Annotated in this window: 18 protein-coding genes; 3 read left to right on the top strand and 15 right to left on the bottom strand. The window is 42.4% G+C overall.

Translation table 11 applies throughout. The annotated features are described in order from the left end of the window. Positions 1–137 precede the first annotated feature (137 nt). Positions 138–1259, bottom strand: a complete 1122-nt coding sequence (locus J4N22_RS11635) for an efflux RND transporter periplasmic adaptor subunit (protein ID WP_207494481.1) — start codon at positions 1257–1259, stop codon at positions 138–140. Positions 1260–1391: 132 nt separating this feature from the next. After that, on the bottom strand, positions 1392–1796 hold the full coding sequence (locus J4N22_RS11640) for a hypothetical protein (RefSeq protein ID WP_207494483.1): 405 nt from the start codon (positions 1794–1796) through the stop codon (positions 1392–1394). Positions 1797–2150: 354 nt separating this feature from the next. Between J4N22_RS11640 and J4N22_RS11645 the strand changes: the two genes are divergently transcribed. After that, on the top strand, positions 2151–4616 hold the full coding sequence (locus J4N22_RS11645; protein ID WP_207494485.1) for a glycoside hydrolase family 95 protein: 2466 nt from the start codon (positions 2151–2153) through the stop codon (positions 4614–4616). Positions 4617–5127: 511 nt separating this feature from the next. On the opposite strand, the gene J4N22_RS11650 is transcribed toward J4N22_RS11645, so the two are convergent. The 3 genes from J4N22_RS11650 to J4N22_RS11660 form a co-directional block, all read right to left on the bottom strand. Then, positions 5128–9660, bottom strand: coding sequence for a PAS domain S-box protein (locus J4N22_RS11650; protein WP_207494487.1), 4533 nt, complete (start codon positions 9658–9660; stop codon positions 5128–5130). A 172-nt stretch (positions 9661–9832) separates the two neighbouring features. After that, entirely contained in the window at positions 9833–10312 is a 480-nt protein-coding gene (locus J4N22_RS11655; protein WP_207494489.1) for a response regulator, read from the bottom strand. 481 nt (positions 10313–10793) lie between these two features. Next, positions 10794–11363 (bottom strand): REP-associated tyrosine transposase, encoded by a 570-nt coding sequence (locus J4N22_RS11660; RefSeq protein ID WP_207494491.1) that lies wholly within the window; start codon positions 11361–11363, stop codon positions 10794–10796. Positions 11364–11749: 386 nt separating this feature from the next. Here J4N22_RS11660 and J4N22_RS11665 point away from each other — a divergent pair, with 386 nt between their 5' ends. Then, positions 11750–12445: a hypothetical protein gene (locus J4N22_RS11665; protein ID WP_207494493.1), complete on the top strand. Its 696-nt coding sequence runs from the start codon at positions 11750–11752 to the stop codon at positions 12443–12445. 153 nt (positions 12446–12598) lie between these two features. On the opposite strand, the gene J4N22_RS11670 is transcribed toward J4N22_RS11665, so the two are convergent. The 3 genes from J4N22_RS11670 to J4N22_RS11680 form a co-directional block, all read right to left on the bottom strand. Further along, positions 12599–13372: a hypothetical protein gene (locus tag J4N22_RS11670; RefSeq protein ID WP_207494495.1), complete on the bottom strand. Its 774-nt coding sequence runs from the start codon at positions 13370–13372 to the stop codon at positions 12599–12601. Positions 13373–13584: 212 nt separating this feature from the next. Beyond that, complete coding sequence (locus J4N22_RS11675) at positions 13585–13986, bottom strand: DoxX family protein (protein WP_207494497.1); 402 nt, start codon at positions 13984–13986, stop codon at positions 13585–13587. Positions 13987–14156: 170 nt separating this feature from the next. Beyond that, a complete protein-coding gene (locus J4N22_RS11680; protein WP_207494499.1) occupies positions 14157–14531 on the bottom strand; it encodes a hypothetical protein in 375 nt (124 codons plus the stop codon). Between the two features lie 123 nt (positions 14532–14654). Here J4N22_RS11680 and J4N22_RS11685 point away from each other — a divergent pair, with 123 nt between their 5' ends. Then, positions 14655–15818 (top strand): hypothetical protein, encoded by a 1164-nt coding sequence (locus tag J4N22_RS11685; protein ID WP_207494501.1) that lies wholly within the window; start codon positions 14655–14657, stop codon positions 15816–15818. 608 nt (positions 15819–16426) lie between these two features. Here J4N22_RS11685 and J4N22_RS11690 read toward each other — a convergent pair. The 7 genes from J4N22_RS11690 to J4N22_RS11720 form a co-directional block, all read right to left on the bottom strand. Further along, positions 16427–17167, bottom strand: coding sequence for a hypothetical protein (locus tag J4N22_RS11690; RefSeq protein ID WP_207494503.1), 741 nt, complete (start codon positions 17165–17167; stop codon positions 16427–16429). Between the two features lie 399 nt (positions 17168–17566). Continuing rightward, positions 17567–18127, bottom strand: a complete 561-nt coding sequence (locus J4N22_RS11695; protein WP_207494505.1) for a hypothetical protein — start codon at positions 18125–18127, stop codon at positions 17567–17569. A gap of 170 nt (positions 18128–18297) precedes the next feature. After that, positions 18298–19617: a 5-methylcytosine restriction system specificity protein McrC gene (locus J4N22_RS11700; RefSeq protein ID WP_207494507.1), complete on the bottom strand. Its 1320-nt coding sequence runs from the start codon at positions 19615–19617 to the stop codon at positions 18298–18300. Beyond that, complete coding sequence (locus J4N22_RS11705; protein WP_207494510.1) at positions 19614–22130, bottom strand: AAA family ATPase; 2517 nt, start codon at positions 22128–22130, stop codon at positions 19614–19616. The genes J4N22_RS11700 and J4N22_RS11705 overlap by 4 nt, the downstream gene beginning before the upstream one ends. Before the next feature lie 253 nt (positions 22131–22383). After that, on the bottom strand, positions 22384–22767 hold the full coding sequence (locus J4N22_RS11710) for a hypothetical protein (protein ID WP_207494512.1): 384 nt from the start codon (positions 22765–22767) through the stop codon (positions 22384–22386). A gap of 56 nt (positions 22768–22823) precedes the next feature. Further along, entirely contained in the window at positions 22824–24398 is a 1575-nt protein-coding gene (locus J4N22_RS11715) for a reverse transcriptase domain-containing protein (protein ID WP_207494514.1), read from the bottom strand. Positions 24399–24739: 341 nt separating this feature from the next. Beyond that, positions 24740–25330 (bottom strand): hypothetical protein, encoded by a 591-nt coding sequence (locus J4N22_RS11720; protein ID WP_207494516.1) that lies wholly within the window; start codon positions 25328–25330, stop codon positions 24740–24742. Position 25331 lies beyond the last annotated feature (1 nt).

Genomic DNA, 25331 nt, shown 5'->3' on the forward strand with positions numbered 1-25331 from the left:
ACAGGTGCAAGACCAGGTGCATGACCATAGCACAGGCTGCCACCCTTGTTTAATAACAGCTTCAAGGGTGCACCCGTTCTAAGATTAACCTGTACTGTTCGTCGTACAAAACGAACAGCAACAGTTATAGCATTTGTTTATCGGCTGGCTACTACGTCTTCTCTGGTAGTATGCAATCGTGGTTTGATCTCTGCGCCATCGCGAATATTTTGCACGCCTTCGTACACTATCTTATCACCATGGTTCAATCCATCTTTTACCACTATATATTCTGAAATGCGTAGTTGCGGTGTAAAGCTTTGCATCTTCACTTTGTTATTGGGACCAACTACAAACACGAAGCTTTTATCCTGTATCTCAAGCACCGCCTTTTGTGGCACCAATACCTTATCATCCAGGATGGTGGCTAATTGTATTTTACCAGAAGCGCCGTGCTTCAGCATGTAGTTAGGATTAGGAAATTTTGCACGAAATGCCAGCGATCCTGTGTTATCAGAGAACTGTGATTCCTGTGTCTCTATCTTTCCGGTGTGCGGGTACCGGCTACCATCAGACAGTATGAGCGCAGCTGCTCCATCTTGCTTAAACTTGCCCTCCAGCAACTTCACGTGTTGCAGGTATTCATTCTCCGAAACATCAAAGTATGCATACATCTCCTGGTTGTCAGAGATGGTAGTGAGTAAGCTGCCCTCATCTATCACGCTGCCTATTTTCATTGGTAACCTGTCAATCACTCCATTAAATGGTGACCTGACAGACATATAACTGATCTTGGTCTCAGCAGCTGCTACCATTGACCGTGCTTCTGATACACGTGCCTTTGCATCGGCCACCCGTGCCTGCGCCAGGTCAAGCTCCGATTTAGCAATCACCTTCTTTTCAACCAGCACTTTTACCCGCTCCATTTCTACTTCGGCAATGCGCACAGCGGCACGTGCACTTTCTACACTTGCCTTTGCCTTATCCAGGTCATTGATGTATTCGCGGTTACTGATTCTGAAGAGAAGTTGACCCTTTCTTACAGGCCGTCCCTCGTCTACATACACCTGCTCCAGGAAACCATTCACCCTCGACCTGATCTCCACATTTTTCAATGCTTGTATATCGGCTACATAATCCTGGTGCAGCGCAGTATCCACTTGCTGAAGCTGGATCACCGGCACTTCATGAACAGTTGTTGTTTCTTTTGTTTCTTTTTTTGACGTACATCCGGTACTAAGGGCAGCTAATACAATAGCTCCCATCAGGTAAATTTTCATGTATATATTTTTATGAACTGGCAGATTGGTTGACCGCAAAGAGGCGCAGGTCAACACAAGTAGTTTGTGGCGACACAATCATTGAAGCGGCAACAAGAAGGTTGCGGCACTAGTTACAGGAGATGTACCAGCTCAGAACGGGGTGAGACGGAAAAGGAAGTGGTGTAAATGAGAAAGGAAATGCGGCTTGGTGTAATTGATCGTTGATCGGGTAAGCACATAGATGCTTTCAACGTCCCTTACAGGTTGCCTGAAGCCCGAAAATGCTGAGGAAGCTCTCTTGATTTTCTTTTTGAACTTGCTTACTTTTTTGCTGACCTTGAAGCCTTCCTCTTCCTCTGCAAGATCTTCTATCAACTCTTCATCAAATGAAGCGTGTAGCGTGATAACAGGAGGTTTGGCAACAGGCTCACTGAAGAAGCTGGGGTCAAAAATATCTGAAGAAGCGTCAAAAGTGGAAGCAAAAGCAGGCTGCAAGCTGGTAGAGGCCAGGCATACGAACAAGAAAAGTATGAATAAAGTAAACCTCTGCTGCATTGGCTTCACCCGGTTTATCCGGTTGGCCGCGAAATTAAGGAGAGCTTAAAGAAGTTCAAAAAATGATTAAAGGATTTTTATAAAGGAGGAAATCAGCTAACAGCGGTCAGCATTCAGCGATTAGCGGTGAGCAGATAGAAATGAAAAAGGTAGAAGTCAAATTCAAAAGTCAAAAGTCAAAAAGAGGACCAGCCCTATACAATGCAAATCTGATATCACCAAATCAGAAATTCCAATCGTACTTCATAAATCGTACTTCGTATATCGGACTTCGTGAATCGTACTTCGTAAATCGTACCTCGTACTTTCTTCCACCTCCCTCCTTTTCTACACTTATATTGCACAAAAAGAAAAATGAGGATAATATCCTGCCTGTTACTGCTTCTTGTGTTTATTGATCGTGTCTATGGTCAGCGCAATCAAGACCTCAGGCTGTGGTACGATAAGCCTGCTACCAATTGGAATGAAGCGCTGCCAATTGGCAACGGCAGGGTGGCAGCCATGGTGTTTGGTACAGCAGGCACCGAGAGATTGCAACTGAATGAAGAAACCGTATGGGCAGGCGAACCGGGCAATAATGTTCCTGGCGGCACTTACGATAGCATAGTGAAGATGCGCAAGCTGTTATTTGAAGGCAGGTACAAGGATGCACAGGACTTATCGAACAGAACATTCCCGAGGCAGGCTGCAAAGGATAATAACTATGGCATGCAGTATCAGCCTGTAGGTAATTTATATATCCATTTTCCGGGGCATGAAAAACATTCCTACTACTACCGCGACCTCGATATTCAAAACGCTGTTTCTACGGTCTCTTATACAGTAAATGGTATTTCATTCAGGCGGGAAATGTTTGCTTCTCTTGCTGACGGAGTAATCATTGTAAGACTGACGGCAGATAAGCCAAACAGCATCAACTGTGTGCTGAGCACCAACACCCTGCATAAGGTGCGTAATGTGAAGACACAAAACAATAACCTGGTATTGACAGGAACAACCAGCAGTGTAGACAATAAGACTGGAAGGGTAAATTTTGAGGCGCAGATCAGGCCAATGGTTGAAGGCGGTAATATTTTGGTGAGTGATACAAGCATCACCATTTCGGGTGCAAATGCCGCTACTGTATATATTTCTATGGCGAGCAATGTTGTCAGTTACAAAGACATCAGCGGAGATCCTGCTTCTAAAGCATCCAAATTTCTTACGGCAGCTATAGCCAAAAATTATGCTGTTGCAAAAGCAGCACATATCAAAAGCTACCGGAAGTATTTCGATCGTGCAACACTTGATCTTGGAAGTACAGACCAGGTGAAGAAGCCAACCGATGTACGCGTAGCAGAATTCAGTAATCATCCCGATCCGCAGTTGGTGTCTTTGTATTTTCAGTTTGGCCGCTACTTAATGATATCCGGCTCGCAGCCCGGTACGCAGCCCACCAATCTCCAGGGCAAGTGGAATGAGCGGCTAAGCCCGCCGTGGGACAGCAAGTACACGATCAACATCAATACAGAAATGAACTACTGGCCTGCAGAAAATACCAATCTCTCTGAACTGCATCAGCCTCTATTTGATATGATCAGAGACCTGTCTGTTACCGGTAAAGAAAGCGCTGCGAAAATGTACCGTGCACGCGGATGGAACACACATCACAATACCGACCTGTGGAGGATAACAGGGATTGTTGACGGTGGCTTTTACGGTATGTGGCCAATGGGTGGAGCATGGCTGACGCAACACATGTGGTACCACTATATGTACACAGGCAATAAAAGCTTTCTGAAAGAAGTATATCCTGTACTGAAAGGTGCTGCAACATTTTATGTGGATGTATTGCAGGAAGAACCAACCAACAAGTGGCTGGTTGTTGCGCCATCCATGTCGCCCGAAAACAGTTACCAGAGTGGTGTAGGTGTTTCGGCTGGTACAACCATCGACAATCAACTGGTGTTTGATGTATTCTCCAATGCCATAACAGCCGCTTCCATTCTCAACACGGATAAAGCTTTTGCTGATACATTGAAGATGATGATAAAAAGACTGCCTCCTATGCAGGTAGGCCAGCACGGACAACTGCAGGAGTGGCTGCAGGACTGGGACCGGCCGAACGACAAACACCGCCATATCTCTCACTTGTATGGACTATATCCTGCCAACCAGATCTCTCCTTACCGCAACCCACAATTGTTCGATGCAGCAAGAACATCATTGATCAATCGCGGTGATAAATCTACCGGGTGGTCGATGGGCTGGAAAGTAAACTGGTGGGCAAGATTACAGGATGGCAACAGGGCGTATAAACTGATATCAGACCAGCTGACACCGGCACCCATTGATGACAAGGGTGAAAGTGGCGGCACGTATCCCAACTTACTGGATGCGCATCCGCCGTTCCAGATCGACGGCAACTTCGGATGCACTGCCGGCATTGCTGAAATGCTTGTTCAATCACATGATGGCGCCATTCATATCCTTCCGGCTATACCCGATGCATGGCCCGCCGGCAGTGTAAAAGGACTGGTAACACGAGGCGGTTTTGTTGTCGACATCACCTGGAAAAACAGGAAGGTTGAAACCCTGGTGATAACATCAAAGCTTGGAGGGAACTGCCGGATAAGAATACATGATGATCTACAGGCAAGCGGTAAAACAAAACTGGTAAAAGCAACCGGATCAAATGCCAATCCCTTCTTCGCCATACCGGAAATAAAGCAGCCACTGATCTCAGGAAAATCTAAACTGAATGAAGTAAAGCTAAAGCCGGTAAAGGAATATGACATGCCCACAAGGGCGGGACAGCAGTATGTGCTGAAAGGTCTGTAGTGATTTGATTCGGGAATAAATTAAGGCAGCTCAATCCTTTTGTCGAAGCGGGGTCTTCATAGCATGGCTTTGTGAAGTAGCATGAGAACCCTGCCTTGCTCTCCCGCAGGGTTCCCTTCCAGAGTCCTCTGCGGGACAAATGAAAAATTAAAATCTAAAAAGTTTAAGCAGTCGCCTATTAGTCAAGGCACCAAAGCCCCACTGCCCTTAACTACACCTGGCTGCCGGCAGGCAGGTTCGTTCTTTTTTGGACAAGCGAAAAAGGACATAGGAGAAGATCATGACCACGCAGTCAGTCCGAAGCATAACCAGATGTACTGCACTCTACATCTGTCACTTTCTTTGTCTTGAAACAAAGAAAGTAACCAAACCTGCCTGCCGGCAGGCAGGGTAGCACAAAAGATCAATAGCAAGACTTCGAGAACTGGCTGTACATGGCAGGTTGCCTCCGTAGTTGCCCTTCCATACATCGCGGAGAGCTGAGGATACCATTCTCCAATACTTCTACAAACTAATCTTTAGCAGGTATAGGCAACAGTATGGTAAATGTGGCTCCGACTCCCGGCTGCCCGCTTGCTGATATGGATCCGCCGTGTCGCTCTACTATTTTTTTACATAGTGCCAGCCCCAGCCCGGTTCCCTCGTAATCGTCATATGGGTGCAGGCGGGTAAATGTTTTGAATATATCCCCGGCATACTCCTGGTCAAATCCAATACCATTATCTGAAACCGTAATCTTTGCTAGCTCCCTTCCCTCCTCTTTTATCAAAACGCACTTTATTTCAACGCGGGGTGGCACACCGTCCTTAGCAAATTTCAGTGCGTTGAGAACGAGGTTGTAAAAAAGCTGGTATACCAATATACGGTTGGCTGATATTGTCGGCAGGTCAGTTGTTACAATAACAGCGTCGCGTTTATCTATGTACACTTCCAGGTCGGTATGTATTTGCTGCATGACTGACCCCAATTCCACTTCTTCCAATTCCTGTTCTGTTTTACCCGCCTTTGAGTATAGCAGTACGCCTTCAATCATAGCAACCATCCTGTCGGCAGAGGTTCCTATTTTATTGGCGTAAAATTTTACTTTCTCCGGAAGTTCATCAGCATATTCTTCCAGTATGCGGTTGTTGAACGTCTGTATTTTCCGCACCGGCTCTTTCAGGTCGTGGCTGGCAACATGGGCAAACTGTTGAAGGTCTTCATTGGAGCGTTGCAGCTCTTTTGTTCTTTCCGCTACCAGGCGGTGCAGCTCTTGTGTAAACAATTGCTGTTGTGTTGTATCACGAAGCACCTTTACATAACCGGTCAGCTCGTCATTTTGGATGGGTCGCATAACACCACTTGCAAAAAAGCGGCTGCCGTCTTTGCGTTTGTGCCAACGTTCGTCAGCGGCACGACCGGTATCTCTTGCTGTTTCCATTTCTTTTTGCGGCTGGTCGGTTGCCATGTCTTCTTCGGTAAAAATGATGTCCGCCGACTGTCCTATCATCTCTTCTTCTCTGTAACCCAAAATTTCTTCGGCTCCCTTGCTCCACCGTTCTACTCGTCGGTCCGTATCCATGGTGATGATGGCATAGTCGGTGGCACTCTCCATCGTAATGCGCAGCCGTTCTTCGCTCTGGCTTAGGGCTTCTGATGTTTTTTTGAGGTCTTCAATATCAGTGGCCGAGCCAAACCAACCTGTAACTTTTCCTGCTTCATCTTTTAAAGGCACATTACGGCCTATGAACCAGCAATACTCATTATGCTGGTTTTTTAGGCGGTACTCTGTATCAAATATTTCGCCTGCAGCCAAGGCCTTCATCCATTTTTCTTTAGAAGCAGCGGCATCATCGGGATGAACAAGTAACTGCCAGCCAGGACCCGCTGCCTCTTCGTAACTTAATCCAGTGTATTCGTACCAGCGCTGGTTGAAGTAATTCGCTTCGCCTTCTGCAGTATTTGTCCAGATAACCTGGGGAACTGCGTCGGCAAGGGTGCGAAATCGGTCTTCGGACAGCTTCAGTGCTTCTTCAGTATTTTTCCGTTCGGTGATATCGACTACAAATTCAACACATTCCTTTTCACATAAACGCTTACCCGCAAACAATCCCCACCATCGTGAACCATCAGGACGGATGTACTGCTTCTCGTAAGGAGTATTCTGACCGGCTGTAGAAAGTTCTTCTTTTGACTTAAGCGTCACTTCCATGAATTCCGGTGGTGTCAGTTCTGTCCAACGTACACTACCTGCCGCAAAATCTTCTTTGGCAAACCCGCTCATGCGCTCAAAAGCTGCGTTGCAGTCATGGATGCCGCCCTCCAGGTCAAAGTAAATGACGCCAACGGTTTCGATGGAAAGCGCTTTTTGCAGTCGCTCTTCATTTTGGCGCAAGGTTTCTTCTGCCTGTTTTCTCTCAATTAAGTCTGCTGCCTGTCGCACCAGAACATCAAAGAATCGAAAATCCTCCTCTGAAAAACTCCTTGGCTGCTTCCATTGTGTATTGAGCATACCAATTAGCTTTCCATTGCTTGAAATTATTGGGGTTGAATTTACTGCCCTGATACCTGATAGCCGGAATATGCTCAGCTCACTTTTTGCAAAATCTTCGGTTTGTACATCGGTAACCGTTATGCGTGACTGACGTCGTAATGCTTCACCGCAAACAGAACCCGATTCTGCAGAAACAGTACTCCAAAATGCTGCTGATTCCAGGTGAAAGTTTTTGTGTGCAACAAGGGTAAGTGATTCTGTTTTTTCTGAATACAATTGAAGACTGGCAATATCACTTTGCATCAGAGCCGTTGCTGTCTGCAGCAGCATTTCGTAAATGTCATTTACCTCATTAAGATGAATGACGTCATTACTGAATTGTTGCAACAGTTTTGCATCAGCAAGGTCTTGTGCAAGGCGTGATTCACTTTTCCTCAATGCTTCTTCTGCCTTGGCTCTTTCCACAGCTGCCCAGGTGCGTTCGGCAGTTTCCTGTATGAGGGCAATTTCGTGGTGGAGCCAACGACGGGGACTTGTTTGGTGAACAGACAGATCTGCTACTAACTTCCCCTGCTTAATAAGCGGTAAGGCAACAACAGCATGTACATCAATGGAATAAAACGCCGCTTTTGAATCATCGTTCACCTCAGCAGCCACATCATGGATGATGAGGCTTTCACCTTTTTTGAGTTTTTCGCCGGGAGGTCCAAATGCAGTAAAGGGAAAACGACCAATTACTTTTTGAACGGACTGGCTTGTGTAGTTATCTGTGGATTCAAACCAGTCTTCATCAATGTTTATCTCAGCATAAATTGCCCGGTCAACATTTAAGTGCTCTCCCAGTATTCGCATGGCGACCCGTTGAACTTCCATCGGGTTTGATAAGGGACGCAAAGCATCGTTAAGCCTTACAAGATATTCCTGTTGTTGCTCCCGTTGTTTTCGTTCGGTAGTGTTGGTGAACAGCACAGCCACCAGGCGATCTGCCGGTGTGCCCAACGCATATACATACACATCGAACCAACGGTTGAGCACGGGTGAATAATCTTCAAAGGCAATCGTTTCGCCGGTAGCCGCCACCTTTGCATATTGCGTAAACCAGGTATCCTCCAGCCCGGGCACCAGCTCCCGCATTGTTTGGCTCAACACAGCATCACGAGGCAAGCCGGTGAGACGCTCAAAATTCGGGTTTACTTCCAGCCACTGCCAGTCCACCTTACCGCTGGTTGCTTCGCTGGCAGCCAGCACCTTGCCTATGCCAAAACCCTGGTCCATTGAGTTGAAGAGCGTATAATATTTATCAGTCGCTTTTTGTGCTACTTCATCTTTTAGTTGAAGGATCTGTTCTTCTGCCTTTTTGCGTTCGGTGAAGTCAATTATCAAACCGTACGCTTCAAACGGCTCACCTTTTTCATCTTTTCTAAAATGGCCGGTACCCACGAAATGTTTTATTTCTCCATTAGGCATGACCACCCGGTACTCCATGTTAAAGTCCCTGCCTTCTTTGGCACATTCTGCTGAATAATCGATCACTCGTTGGCGGTCTTCTCCGTATATCCTGTTGAGCCATCCGGCAGCCGTCTTACTTTCCTCATCAGTCATTCCAATCAACCGCTTGCCTCTCTCATCCCATTCAGCCGCCCCGGTTTTCAGGTCCCACCAGCCGCTACCGGCATGCGCACCTTCCAGCGCCAGCTCAAGCCGTTCCTTTGCTTTGCCAAGTGCGTCTTTTGCCCGTTGCTGTTCGGTTACATCTTCCCAGGTATGTACCAGCCGTTCACTGTCCAGCCTTGTATTGGTGATGGCAAACCAAAAGTTCTGGCCATTTAGTTCGGCCTGCCGGGTATAGCTGTTACGCTTGCCGGTCTCCAATACTTCTATGAGTTGCGGCATCTGCTCAATGGCATTCTCACCATGTTCAGAAAACAATTTGCCGGTAAAATCCTGATTGCCCAGCATACTGATGCTGGCGCGGTTGATATACTCGTGCACAAAGTCAATAATCTCGCCCCTTTCGTTGCGGAGGGCTTTGTATACCGCCATGCCGATGTGAGGTGCATTGATAACATTCTGCAGCAGTGTTTTGCTTTGCTGCAATTCCAGCTCGGCCCTCTTGCGGTCAGTGATGTCGGTGGTTGTCGTTGCCACACCATCATCCAATTTCACCACTGAAATATGGTACCAGCCATTGAATTGCTCGTGTACATAGTGCTTCTCATATTGTTGAGGCTCACCGGTTTCAATCACCTGTTTGAAGGAATCAAAAATGTTTTCCTGTATCACACCTGGCTGTAGCTGCAAAAGGCTTTTCCCGATTACATCACCGTAGATACGTCTAGATGCCTGGTTGTTTAACACCCAAATAAAATCTACAATCTCGCCTTCACTGTTTCGTACGGCTTTGAACACCTCTATCATGTGCATGGAAGAATCAATGGTAGCCTGCAGCAGCTGCTGGCTGGCCGCCAGCTCTGCGGTGCGATCCTGTACCTCAACCTGCGACCGCTCTTGTCCAGGAGCAGGAGAATCTGTTGTTTGATGCATTTTGTCATCGTTAGTGGAACCTGGCATGTACGCTTTTTTCTTTTTCAAATTCTCGTGACCGGGCGGTGGATTACCTCGTGTCTATATTTTTTAATTCTCAATCTTCGGCAGGTAGTTCTGCATTAATTCTCTATTGCACCTGTTAATCTCGCTAACAATGTACATCTTAAAAAGAAAACTAATCTAATGTAAATACTACTTACAGGGGTGGAATGCCGAGAGGATTGGCGGCTAGTTTTGCTTCTGTTAATACAAAATCTGCTTTGGCAGTCTTGTTAGCGGGCGCCTGCAACACTGTTGACACAATATACTGTACCATTTTACAAAGCTGCCGGTACGACGACGGCTTGATAAGATAGTAGGCCGCGTCATAGTTATAGGCCTCGTCGATATCCCTTAGATTGTTGGAAGTAGAATAAATAATCACGGGCTTACCCTGGAGTAATTCATGGTTGTGGATGTCTCTCAAACACTGGAGGCCGTTTTTCAGTGGCATGTTCAGATCAAGGAATACGATGTCGGGCTGTGTTGCAGTTTTCAGGTGTCTTAATGCTGCAATGCCATCTCGGGCAAAATCTATATAAGCATCGGGCAAAATCGTTCCAATTGCTTCGGCCAGCAAAGCTGCATCGTCCAAATCATCATCTGCAATCAAAATCTTTCTCATTGACGTTTCCATACTCGTTCCTGGGTTTATTAATCAGCAGCACTTTGACGGTTGCAGCCTGGTTGTTCATGGAAGATGGATACAATATTAGCGAGACTTCAACTAAAGTACACAATCCGCATTACAAGCTGGATTTTGCAGCAGCTTTTTCAGCGATCACCAGCATATTTCCAATGTAAATACACTTTCATTTATAAAGCATATAGTACACCTGGTTCTACTGCGCTTAGCAGGTGCGAACTTCAGCAAAAAGATCCTTTCTCTCCACATGTTCCAAAATCCAAAGGAGGTACTAAAAACTATCGTGCCCGCTTACTGTTTGGTGAAGTAAAAAGATCACATTTTTCAAGACAACAATAAACAGCAAATGCGAGGCATAACCAAGCAGTCGTGGGTTGTGCAAGATGTTCTGCAAGGACATCTTGTACTTAAGGATTAAAACTGTTCTCCGAACAGCCGGCTCTGCTAAGAGCCGAGGAAAGCTGACCAAACTTCAAATGTACGTTGTCTGCACACTGTCCAACAAAGCCACTTTTACCCTACCCACCTGCTTTCCAAAAACATATTCTTGCGCACTACTATAAACATACTCCTCAGCTTTTTGAACAATACCCGCACGTACTGGATTATTATGAATGTAATTCAGCTTCTGCCACATGAATGTTAACTGGTAGCAAACTTCAGGATTGTTGTCAGGCTTCCAAAATTGAAAGCTCACTTTACCTTCTGCACCTGTTTCTTTAAAAAGCCAAAGCATCCAATCTCTTCTACTCTCCTGCTTGTTCTCTTCAATGGCTTTCACAATCGTTCCGGATGTAAACTTCTTAAAGTCGCGTAACACATCTGACAGGTCTTCATTCCTTGCCTGTACAAGCAGGTGAAGATGATTGCTCATCAAAACATAGCCAAAAATTATCAGCCCTTTCTTTTCAACACAGAAGTTTAGGCTTTCAGTAATTATATCGCAATATGTTTTTCGTGTGAAGACATCTACCCACTTGTTTACTGTAATTGTAAGGAAGTAAACAGCACCTCCATCAGCTATTTTGTAAGCATAGGCCATTCTGAATTCCTTTGATGATAATATAGTCCGTTGCTTTGGCATTTGCAACTCCGGTCGGTGCCTTTTCCCAAAGGCAGGAGGTCAGAGACCTCCATCTATCCCTAAGTTCAAGGTGCCGCTACGCTTAAACACCTTGAACAACCGCGGCAGGTTGGTCCTTTTTTGGACAAGCAAAAAAGGACATAGGAAGGCAAATGACCAAGCACTTATAAGATCAAAGCTGGTTGTTGGTCAGGCGACCAACAACGGCAGAAGTCTAGCCATAATGAAAACCAGGAGGTCAGAGACCTCCATCTATCTTTAAGTTCAAGGTGCCGGTACGCTTAAACACCTTGAACAACCAATAACTTTCAATCGTATGGTACAAACCGGTTATCTTGGACGCCATGAAATACCTCAAAGGAATCCTGCTTATCTGTTTCTTCGCAGTTGTATCAATCAGTGCTTACAGCCAGGCATCTACCTATAATAGCGAAGCGGATGACGACAAAGACACTACTGCACAGCTCGTGCAAATAAATACTATAACACCCCGAAAAAAAGGTGTCTATAAAACCTATGAAGAGTACCGGGACAATTCACCGTCAATAGAAGCTGAATTCACCGTTAAACCATTGTATATAAGCCGCAACAATCCATTGGTTGCTGAGGCCGATGTCAGCTTTATTGGTAAACGCCCAAAAAAGATATGGGGGATTTCTGATGGTGAAAATGTGTATGTAAGAGTAATATTGGGCAACTTTTTCCAGAACCACTATTTCAGGCTGCAGTGCAACGGCCCTGTACCCTATATCTATCTTGTTGAAAATCCCGTATTCGTTCCAGGAGGCCTTGGACTTGCCGTGGCGGCCACCGTTGCCGCTACTTCGGCTGCGCTGCCCCCTTTTGTTACCCTTAGCATAGTAAGAGAAGAGACAAACTACATGAAGCCAGTCCTGATGGCTACCAATAGCAGGGTAAAACGATATTTAAAAGAATACCCGGAACTTTTAGAAGCATATGAAAAAGAAGCAAGACATAACAAAGCAACCAAAGCGAAATACCTGACAGAATACAACAATAGGAAAATAGAAAATAAGTAAATTATGTATCCTCTTCCCGGTCCTTCCCTTTTCAACCATCCGCAATTACTAATCAACTAGTCACTTATAAACTGGCTACATCAGCCTAAAAAATGAAGAGCCATGCAAGGCACTGGTCCACGCATGGCTCTCCAATTTGTATAATATCTATATCTACAAGTAGCTATTATCTACCAGCCATTTTGCTATCCGCTTTACGGTGAATTGGTATTGATCTATATCTGCACTCGCAGCAAGTATTTTCTGATTCTGAGGAAGAGGGATCACCCTCTTAAGGTTGTCTTTCGCAGTAAAGAGCTCGAAGTTCTGCGCGTTGTTACCGCCGGTAAATGATACACGTGCTACCAGTACTCCAGATGGAATTTTGAACTCGTAATAGGACACCTGGTCGTTGCCACCTTTGGGTACAAAGTTGCCAATGATCTTTCCTTCCTGCTCAATCGTACGATCCTGCTTCAGGTCTACCGGCCAGATCTTATCACGGCGCACTAAAGTATAATCAACAGCAATGGTAGGGCTGGCACCACGCATTGCTATCAACTCTTTTACCTTGCTGTCGCTGGTAACGTTTCCTTCCAGTATGTTGTCGCTGGTTATAAGCTTCAGGAAAGACTTTTCCTGGCTCAGCGCAGCCAGCCTGAATATGCCTACCTGGTTTGAGGTTAAGAATGTAAGGCGGTAATACATCATAGAGTTGTCGCTCTTGTCTGCTTCAAACTCTGTTGCAGGTGCAGCTATGATCAGCTTTTCACCCGATAACGAAAAGACTTCAAATGTCTTGGTGAGACCGAAGTTGGTTTTCAACACGGTCATCTTCGCCCAGTCGTTTCCGTCTACTTTGATGATGCCATTTTTGAAGTCGACCTTCTGCGCATAGCCAGCGCTCACAAGTAAACACATCAATAGAAATGTGTACAGTTTTTTCATGTTTTGATTTTGAGGAAAGATATAATAGAGCGGATTACAGGCAACTTGATTAAAGCATTTTAAGGTTGAAAAAATTAAAGTAAGATGCTGCAATTAAAAATCATTGCTCAATTTGCTACTACCTGCCTTGCAGATTATAGAAGACAAAGGCATCAGCACATCTCTCCTCTTTTCCTTATCCTCCCCACTGATATCACAAAGCCATATACGTGTCACCCACCCGTTTGTTTATTATCAACCAGGATTTGCTGCCGGTTCCATAGGTAAAAGGAAACCACACCTGGAACGATCCATAGCAGCAGTGTGAGCATCATAGGGTCAATCTTGCCTGCAGTTGCAACGGTAGAGTAGATCGCCCCGGACAGGTCGAAGAACAAACCTGCATAAGCCCAGCTTTTGATAAAGCTACGGGTAGGAACCAATATAACCACCGCACCCAGCAGCTTAGCCACGCTGATGAACTGGATAAAATAGATAGGATAGCCAAGGTAATGATGCATCAGGTCGATTGCCTGTTGACTGGGTTGTAATCCACCTACAGATGAAAATATCATTAGCCCGGCGAAGATGATAGTTGTTACCCAGTAGGTGATGTTAGCCGTTTTGGTAGTCATTAGTTTGTAGTAATGTAATCCAAAAGATATGGAAGAACCTGCCAAAGTGCAATAGCGGTCAAGCTTTTTCATTTACTGCATAGTCACTGAAGCTTTATCTGGAAAAAACAACAGGATAATGGCAAACATGAATACCAATACAGCTATACCAAATAACACTTCAGCTACGATCAGCGACCATTTGCCAATTCCAGGCATCTTTCAACCCCTGCTTTTTCTTTTTCCGCTTTTTCCATGTTTCCTGCTGCATCGGCTCTCAACCAGGCAATATACCAGGCCATGAAGTCAGAAGCAAAGTAGCGGTGAGAGAGTGTAGCGCCGGCGCAAAGTGCGAAGAAAGCCATTGAAACCAAGAACATTTTAGGATTTTGCAAAAAATGCGGTGTGTTGCCATCTCCTTGAAAGCGCACCAGTGCCAGGGTTCCAAATCCGCCCATTGCCAGCAGCGATAACCGCAGCAGCTCAGACGAAAAATCAATGTATCCTTTAGCGATGTCGAAGTCTGCCTTGTACTGGCTGTCATCAATTTGGTTAAGCGTACTCATATGGTTGTTGTTTTGGTTTAGCATCATCCTGTTGCTTTACAAAATATAAAGTCGCCTTTGTACTTTATAGTTTTTTTCCATTTTCATAATGACTGCTGGCTTCAATATTGATTTCAATGTTGCATGAAAAGGATGCTATTTTCCCTCTTTACCTGCTTGATGCTGGCGGTCTCCGTACAGGCACAACAGGCAACACGGCGGTTGGATATATACTTTAACAAGAACATTTTACTACCTGGAGATTCCTTATTAGTAACGGTGAACTATGTAGATAGCAGTAGCCAGGCAACAAATGGGTTACTGGCTACGCTGGAGCTGATAGTAGAAAATGAAGATGGGATGCGTACCCGCCTCCGCTGGCCCATGATCAACGGGCAAGCAACCGGTACCCTCTACCTCCCTGACTCTCTGCCGCGTGGCAAGTACACACTGCTGGCTGGATTGCAGCAACGCTTTTTTGAAGTGAAAGGAAAAATACAGGATGCCAGGAGGACGAGCAGTATACAAGCTATGATCCTTACCAAAACAGGTGACTGGGATGAGCAGGAAGTTCCTGTAAGCGCAGATGGCACATTTACCATCCGCAACTGGTTGTTCGAAAACAATGCCTTGCTGGCATTTTCACGAACAAACAATAATAACCAGTTGCTGAATATTAGCATTAGCACGCAACTGGACTCAAGTCACACACCTCTTGCCGTGGCAGGTAAAGCCTTTTATATCGGCAATCCTTCTTCAGCGGTACGGTCTATGCTCAACCAACCTATTGAAGCCACCGAATCAATCTTTGCAGACCGCGGTACCATATTACCGGCAGTGGTGGTTAAGACTACTGCCAGAACCCCGGCGCAGCAGTTTAATGAAGAAAATGTAAGCGCATTATTTAGATCTATGAATGAGCGGGTCATTAGCATTATGGACGAACCCAGTGCATTGGGTTTTTTCAACGTTTTAGCCTACCTGCAAGGCAGGGTGGCAGGCTTGCAAATCATGCAGGCTGGCTTTAACGGAGGAGCAGCAATATGGCGCGGTCAACCTGTTACGTTTTTCCTGGATGAAGTAAGGGTATCCGGCCAGGTGATTGCCAATATTCCCATGGCCGATATTGCCATTGTAAAAGTCTATCCGCCACCTTTTATGGGTGCTCCTGGTGGTGGTGGCGCCATAGCTGTATATACCCGCCGCGGCGGCGAGTCCAATTACTTCCCTCCCAACAAACAGGTGTTTAGAGTAAGAGGCTACACTCCCGCAGCCATTGCGCTTGATATAAATAAACTAAGGTTGTAAAACTAAACGGTGAGCACCAGGGACGAAACAACAGCAGATCCTGATAGTCGCAAATGCTTACTGGTAGCAAGGATGTGTCAAGTTGCAAGGTTTAGTCTATGATTGTTGGCCAGGCGACCAACAACGGCAGCAGTAAGTAAGCTATCATGCTGAACACCTGTACTAACAGACTAGGTGACCGGCGTTAGTATTTTACTGTTCAATATAACTCTGCACCTTTTTCATATCACTCATGGCTCTTTGCATTTACCCTGTCAGCTTGCGGGGATCCTGCTATTATAGAAGATTGAAGTGGCACTTCGGAACTCGTCGACCAAATGAGGGTAAAAATTATGGTACAAGCTGATTAACTCCGATGGATCGTCGTTGCGTCGCACTCTTGTACGGCAGTGCAGGCAGCAGCGAACCAACGACTTTTTGTCAACCTAAGCTAGTCGAAGGGTTCCATTCCTCAACCTTACTCTTTCTCTGCTTTTGCAAAGCAGGCTGTTCAGACAATAATCATCCTAAAGATCGAACTCGCCCTTCAGAAGACTTCAAACAACTGGGGACACTTGCACCATTAGGACCATCCGGAACAACTGGAACAACACAGGGCTTTTTGGTATTTAAATGGTGCTTTTTGCGCGTTCTGACTTAAATATTATCTTCTGTCCCACAGACTCAATAGAACCTTTTCCTCGCTGAAAACACTCTGAAAGCAAGTTAAGGTCATTGGTATACTTTATGGCCTTGCTCAGCAATTCCAGCTCCTTGTGTGACCAATGCTCATATGCTCTCTTATGTTTTTTTCTTGCTTCTAGAATATAGTCAGCCAGGTTTTCAGTTTTCAAAATCCCCAATTCGTTTATCTTTTCCTTCAATTGATTGATTGCTGCTGGTGATAACTTGTTGTATCTTTCCTTTTGGAAAAAATCAATATTCTTGTAAGGTGAGTCTTTAATACTGGTTTTGGCTAGGCTTTCATTTTCTGAAAAGTATTCAGTAAAGAAGTCCAACAATTGTCCACTTGTATAGGTACCTCTGTACTTCCCATATAACTTATCAGTAAGCAAGTTGCTATTTTTGAATTGCCTCGTTGCTAGAAAAAATCCGGTCAAATTATTAGGCGTAGGATTTCTTTCCTGTACATTGAAAAGTTCAATAGCACAAGCGATATCTGCTTGATCGATGTCAACATTGTCTTTCACCGAATGTATTTTCATTCTCATTTGATCAATAGCGATTTGTAATGCTCGAATTACATCCCGATCATTCAGAACACTTTCGCCTGCAAGTAATTCACCAGTTGATGGTGAACAACCTGACGCCAATGATTCAAGTATTTGTATTACTCTATTACCGTCCATTTTGGTTTCTCATTAAGGTTCCAGGTCATTTCAGCAAATACATACAATATTAATTACTCTAATCTAATAAAAATATTGAAAGCTCATATATTAAGGTCTATTGCACTTGTACACCGAATCCTATAGCGACTAATCACGTTCAGCCAGCTAGGTGCAATGAAACTTAACCCCTTAGCCTTGGTACAATTTTCTTTGATAGCAATGTGTGTTCGATAAGGTAACCCGCCTTATAAATGCGCCTGCTCTGTTTGCCAAGTTCCCGGCAATTCTGCAGAGGTTATAGGAGGAGAACCTGTCGGGACTAAGCCGCAAAACAAAAAATGTGTTGGTGAAGAACACCAACACAGGCGGCTACCGACAAGACCAACAGGGGCGAAGGGGTGAAAAAGAGAACTGGGATTAAGCTCGATTATCAACGTTTGCCATAAAATCAGTACAACTGAAATATAATTCAGTTGCACTACGATAGTACGTTTCAAAAATTTCTTCAGCATCAAGTCTTTGAATCTGTTCATTCGACGATTCAATCATTTCTTTATCCTTTAATAATTGCGAAAGGCCGTTTCTCACATGTGTTCCTAAAAGTTTCAAGTCATAGAAGTAATCTATTGTTTTATGTGATGGAAATTTCAAAACGTCATCTTCAATCTTACCCATAAAGCTCAGAACCTTATCCACCTTTCTGATATAATATTTGATTGGTGTGGGATTGACAGTCACTATAGGAACGTTGGGAAACTGAAGCATGTGTGAAGTTGATTTGTTATTATGAACATAAATAGGAGTTGTTGTGAATCCAGAGTGCTTGATTAATCTCCTAAGTTCTATAAGTTTTCGATCTGTTGTCCATTTACTTGTTTTCCAATCAAATATGTACTTAATATACATGGCAAGTACTGCAAATGTAAAACCTAAAAAAGAACCAACTAAGGTCCCATAGTCTTTTAAAATCTCTTTCATGCTTCTTCTACTTTTTTAACCCGTGATGAAGGTATTTTGTTCAAGCAGGGTCTTCATTGCCGAGCTATTGTGTGTTAGTATGAGCCCCTGCGTTTCACAACCGCAGGGGTCCCTTGCAGGAGACCCCAGCAATACAAGAAAAACTCTCTCAGTTTGCACGGAATGCTCTTCTAAAAATTGAACATTGGAGATAACATTTTAAATCTATTTTTCATAATTGTGTCAGCACTATCCATATCAAGAATGCGAATATTAATCACTTTAGCTTGAATTTCTATGTCTTCTAAAAACATTAGTGATGGAACAATAAACGTTGCTGGTGTAGCTAAACTATTTATAGCCTCAGGATAAAGCAGCATAACAGATTTACAATTCCTTCTTATTGCATAACCAATCATCTGATATAGATCCGATTGTACCACGCCACATTTTAAGCCATCTTTATCTGAACGGATTTTATACTTGGTGTCTAAAATCAATTGACCAGGTATATAAATGTCATTGCGGATCTGAAAAACTGAACTGCCGTTATTAAAAGCAAGGTGATCAGTACTCTGACTACGGATATTTAAAGACGGCCACTTATCTGAGATAAAGCCATAAATGAAGTCTTCAAAAATATATTCCATCGGAAGCAGAAAGCAAAAGTTATTGCTTTCCTCATCCTCCAAATCAATTACTTGATTGGACAGGTATAATCTGCACAAATCCAGAATATGCTTATGGTCTGCAAACAAGGGATTTAGTTTGACTTTATCACATTCGATGGCTGAACATGGAACATCTGAAACATCATCCAGTATAAAGAGAATTTCATTCAGCTTTTCCTGATTTAAGTAGTTATTACTAATAACAACCAAACGCTTAGTGACGTATTTAACGATGCGATTGAAAATATTGTCGTATAAAAACGGCTCATGGGTGCAATAGAAGTTCTGCCATTTTCCAGTTATCAAGTTGTTCTTAGTGTAATCTTCAAATGAAATGCGCCCCTTTAAATAGGGAGTTTCTTCTGTTACTGACTGGTACGATTGAAAAGGCTGGTTGGAAATAACCTCTTCTGTGTAATTGGCATATATATATATGAGCACTTCAAGAAAATCATCGAATTGTAGTTTGGATACATCAGCAAAAGAAAAAGGGAATTTAATTTTACGGCAATATGATAACCAATACAACATATTTAGCTGCCACTGCTTTGGGTTTTCGGCTTTATCACCTGCAAATATCTTGGGGTACACTTCAACACGAATACCATCATGTTGAACCACTCCAACATAATTTCTAGCTGATATCTTGCCATCAATCGTGAAATCAAAAAAACGCTGTCTTTGGATTCTCTCCTCTTGTTCTTCTTCTTCTGATGAAAGATCCGTGGATTCTATAAAGCGATTTCTGTTCTGCCAAACACCCGAAAGGTAATTGACAAATTCAGGCAACTTGGATTGATAACAGATAAAGGAATCACTATGCCACTCAAACAGTCTCACTCGGCTACAATTTGAAAGTTTTCTTTAATACCTGTTTGTTTTAAAGCAACACCTGCTTCTGTTAAAATATTCTTTACGGTTGCCGAATTGCTTTGACAATATTCATATAGCAAGGGGATGATCTTGGTATTCAATATCTGTGTCTTGTCAGTTTCCGGCCTATTTATAAAAAAAGCATGACCTATGAAAAAATCAGGGTTTTTTTTCCAATCGTAGATCGCCTGGTTCAAGGCCTGTAGCAATGATGCCCACCACTCAGTTTCAATGTACTCAGGATAGAGAGCCTTGAATTCGAATCTTCTTCTTAGAGCAATATCCAGTAAGGCAATCGAACGGTCCGCAGTGTTCATTGTCCCAATAACAAAAAGATTACCTGGTACACAAAACTTTTCATTTGAGTATGGAAGTTCCAACCACATTTCATGGTCAGCTCCCATACGCTTATCATCCTCCAGAAGTGTAATGAGTTCACCAAATACTGCTGAAATATTTGCTCTATTAATTTCATCTATAAATAGGGCAAACTGCTTTTCTGGTATATTCTTAATTGATTGAAACTTCGTCTTACGCACCTCTAAAGAATCGCTAAACGCTTCAGAAAATGATGAGTATCCAGCCAGCTTTAAGGCTGATAAGCAGCTATCATAAAAAATTCCATACTTCTTTTGGAACTGCAAATCCGACAGCTGTTCATCTTCAATTTCTTTATTTTCATACAGTACCGGCCTGATTCCTTCTATAAAATCTTCGTAGCTATACTTTTGATGGAAGGTTATAAAATTGTAACGGCTCGTTAGCTTCTTAATTTCTTGCGGCGCATAAGTTATTTCTTCACCTTTTGCTAACTTTATTAACTCCTCACCGATAATTTCTATTAATTCCTCCTTGACTTCAGGTATTATAGACCATTCCGCATTCTGGTTTTTTCGAAAGAATCGATCTTTACGTTTTCTTTTGAAGTCACTAGATTGATCGTCGCTATAAGCTATAAGACTGTTCCTTACGAGATAATATGATCGGGTAGGCTTCGTTGGATCTTTTTTCTTAACGACTAACTCAGATTCGCAGATCTCAGGGACCGGAACAGGTTTATCTTTAGCAAGTAAAACCGCCGCTACTATCTCCCACAAGGAGTGTTCTTTCACTTTTATAATTAATATATCTTCTCTTGTAGCGATTACAATTTCGTCAGTAAATAATATTTCTTTAAATGCATTTAGCCTGTAAGTCTTTCCGGTACCTGGGGGACCATATAGTATAGTGTTGATAAAAGGTAATTCCATCTTGGTTTCTTTTGAATACGTGTTGGAAGACTGGTTAAATATTGATGATATTATCGGAATTGCATATTTAGCCTCCAAGGCAGTAACGGTTTTGATTGGTAAACCGTAGCTTGGTTTATAAGGTGACTTAGATAAATCAAAAAGCCAATCAACAGAATGGAAAGCTTTAAACTCTTCATCTTTTTCATCGAGTTGCGTTCCAGAAGTAATAACTCCAACCCCAATGATATCTGATGTTCCAGATACCGAAAACACCAGGTCATTTTCTGAAACATCAACAAGAAAGGATTTAATACTCATCTTGTTGTTAGTTTGCCTAACACCCTCTTTTTTGTAGTGTTCATCTAATTTGGCCAGAATAAAGGCCTCTTCAAATTTGTTCTCCTCATACATGTCTTGTACGACATACCCCCATCCAATCCTAATATTTTGCTCTTTTAACGCTTTTCTCCACATTGATCCTTTCTCACCTGGCTTTATCAACCATGACTTTATTTTTCCTGCCTGTAATGATGATACGAGTCGATCCAGTGGGTACTTTTGAAACAAATTTGCACGATAATTGTCAGACAGAATAGTGTTAGAATGTTGCGAGTAGTATTTAAGTAAGCCAGAATATTCTAGCGCATCAACATCGGTTTCAATCTTTTCAACAAAATAATCATTGGAACGATCATAAAGGGCATACGCTACTTTCGTGTTGTGAATTGAAAAGAACAATTGTTTCGCAGTCTTCTGATTTGGATACGAATTATTATATATTGCAAACCAAACGTGCTCACTACCAGTGTTTCTTCCCCCATCAAAACCTATAACTTTGATATCTGTTTCAGACGTTAGGTTCAAGTCTGCTTGTAGCTTTTTTGCAAGTGTGTCCAGAGTGCTATAGACGATATTATTTAAAGTAAATGTAAAAAAAGGATAAAGAACGGAAAAAAGGTTTTTATATTGAGTAAACTGCTTAGGATTACGTTCCTTCTCTTTTGAAAATCTAGCGATAATATCTGCCCTTTTCACAGGGCCAGATAAAAATTCTTCAACAACCTGTTTGCGTATACCTAATATGGGACCGGTAGATGTTACGTATTTCGGATATAACTCCTTTTTGATTGAAGCAGGCAACATATCAATGTAATCAAACAGAAGATCGTTGTCTCTAGATGCTTTATAAATTACCTCAGAAGCTGAAGAAACTTCTTTTAGATTATTTTTTACGTCTTGCCAATTCATTTCTATGGTAGTAAGTTATAAGTTTTTTTAATGTTAATTCCTGTGCTCTACCTTCCAGATATCGTCCGGCTCAAACTCTGGTACAAACCGGAGTGTATTGATAAAGAACACCAACACAGGCGGCTCCGAAAGAAGACCAACTAGAGCGAAAGATGTCGCTAAACTTAAAACACCTGAACCTGAGAACATGCAGGTAGAACGGAGTTTTTTTTTTGCATGCAACTGTTCCACCTAAAAACATAGAATAAGTAAATTATAATCTATTACTTATTACATCATCAATCATCAAAAGAAGGTGACTTGCACAATACTCCTTGATTGTATTTGTTGAAATACTATCATCTCTAACTTCATAAGGTGCAACCCAGATAATTCTGAAATTATTTACATTTGCAAATGCATCTAATCTAGCAATAGTTTGTCCATATCGTTTAGATGCTATAGCAATTATCTGACAGCTATTATCTAAAAAGTGATTCAATCCTGCATTAACAACATTTTCAGTATCTCCGAATGTTTGAATACCAATTCTTCTTCCCTGATAGTTAAATACTGCACGATACTCGCCTCTTGTAATATCATCTAATGTACTAGCTCCAGCATCACCTAACTGTCGACCTAATCTAGCTAATGTCATTAATTTGCCAACATTTGCAGTTCCATAAACTGCTATAACTGTCTTTTCATATCAACTCATTTTATGTTGAAAAGTGCTTTTGCAATTTTTACCTCCGCATCATTTAATAACGCATGGAATTTAGTCCAATGTCGTCTAAGTTGCTTTCTGATCTTGTTATCAGGAATTACTTTAGCAGCCATATAGGCATAGGACAAATAATTTCCCCAATCAAACTTTTCGGTTATTATAAATTTAGACTTGATTTTAGGGTGCCTTTTATATATTCTTCTTCGATGTGCTCCTATATGAGTAAACCTTTTGAATAAACTTCCCTTGAACAACTTTCCTCTATGGATAGTTTTATTAAAAATTGCATAATACTTCCTCCGACGTATAGAGCGTTTCATTTTTCGATAGTAAGAAGCAATACTTGAGGATTTAAGATAGGTGTGAAAGCCATCAAACTGAAAACCCAAATATTGAAAGTTTGAATTGCTATTAAACTTTCCAGTATTTAAGTTTTCCTCTTTACAATATAATCTAGAGCCACAGTTTCGATAAAAGTGAAAAAGCTGCGTCTTTTTCTCTTGGATTGTTAATTTATACTCTTCTATTTTGTTACCAAAGAACTCGCACACTTCATCAGCATATTCTGGAGGACAAATGACAACCATATCGTCTGAATACCTGCGGTAAATCCCTTTTCTATTCCGCAGGAAAATATTTGCATCGGTATCGAACTCGAGCATATAGATATTGGCCAAAAGAGAGCTTATTGGTGAGCCTTGAGGAATTCCCTTTTCTCGCATATGGAACTTTCCTTGTTCACATTTGACCCTTTTATTAGATTTTACGTAGCCGCCCGACCGAAGCCTTTCCAAATTAAATTTTGAATTATAGCAGAAAGATACTGCTCGTTGATTCCGAAGGAACTGCCGACGTGCAATACGTTTTGGTTTTCGTATTGAAGGGTTTCTTTCCACAATGATTTCATTCTGAAATTCTTTGAATATTTCACGCTCTTCGATGTATGAGAACTTTGTTATGTTTTGGAAAACATTATAATGGTCAGGTGGTAAATTTGGACCAGAATTAATTACGTGTTTCCAAGCTTGTTTTAATATCTTATGATCAAGCTCATCGAAGAAACTTCGGATGTCGAAGGTAATAGCAACAAGATGATTACTTGGACTGTTTTTTATATAGTTAAAAACATCATTAGCAAAGTCAACATTACATTTATTTCGACTGCGCGGATTGCCAGACTCGACTGGTATATGTCGATAAGCAGTTATACAATCTTCCAAACGAAGACACCTTAGCTTTGTCTCGTATTCTTTTGATATTAAAGCAGAATAATACCCGTAAACCAATGCGTCTAAATGACTGCAATAATAAAGTTCTCTGATTTTCTTATCTGGTACTCTTAACTGCGACCTGGTACCATCATGGCATTGCTCTCTCCTAAACTTTCTAACCTTTGATGAACGGTGAATAAAAGGCAAAAAAGCATGTGAAGCTACCTTTTGTTTATCACTGACATAGCATGATACCCAATTCCTTTCTTTATTGGTAAGGCTTAAACCAATGTGATTGTAGCCCTTTACTCTAAACCAGTCTTTTTTCTTGAACTTTCTTTTTTGCTTCATAAAGGAATGAGGGTATAGGACGGGGCAGGATATTTGAATAGTTCATGCATCTTACTACACTCTTACAAGTGTCGCCCCCATTCTCTTTGGGACAAATTCATCTTATCTTTGTACACAATATTTATTATCATGCAACAAACTTTCAGAATAGCATCTCAGTTCAACCTGAACAGTACCTCGTTTATTGAGGGCGTTTGGTTGTTTCAGAAATTACCATCCACTAACACCATCTGTCGTGCTAGGCAGTCCGGTATAAAACGAACTATTCATCGTTTCCCTATACTACCTCATTCCTATATGCAAATTAACAAATTTTCTCCTTCAAAAAGGTAGCAACATAATCAAAATAAATTACAGCCAACATGACAAACTGAAACAGACTCACCGCTGGAATGTCTGTGCGTAGATAGAAAAGACCATTTTATATCGTGTTTTTTGCAAATTCCATCAAGGTCAAAAGGTTTCTCCTTATCAATGTATTCACGTAAAGACTCAAAAAGGTCTTTTATATTCTTCGCCTTCACATAGGAAATGACAAACCCGCGGCATTCTCTTCCGGTTGTATAACGGGTTAAAAGCTGTCCTAGGCCCTTTACATGATACTTGTTTCCGTTCCATATTTTGGCTTCTCCCAGCTTTACTTTCTTAGGAGATGAACGGATCAAAGTTGCAGTTAGGTCAACATGTCCATTAGAATTCTGTTCCCTTGTCACCAATAGCTCAGGAGTGGTAAGCGCTGCAGCCAAAATACTTGAAAGCGTATCTTCATCAAGTTTTCGAAATTTAATCTTATCACTCTCTAGCTTTTTAATTCCTTCTACTAGCCAGTGATCAAATGCTATATCAAACTCTTGATCGTCTTTTGAAGTGATAAGATCAATAGTTTCCTTCCCCAACAACTCGGCGTACTTTTTTAGACTGCTTTCGTGCATA

This window comes from Aridibaculum aurantiacum (assembly GCF_017355875.1).
GTDB classification, from domain to species: domain Bacteria; phylum Bacteroidota; class Bacteroidia; order Chitinophagales; family Chitinophagaceae; genus Segetibacter; species Segetibacter aurantiacus.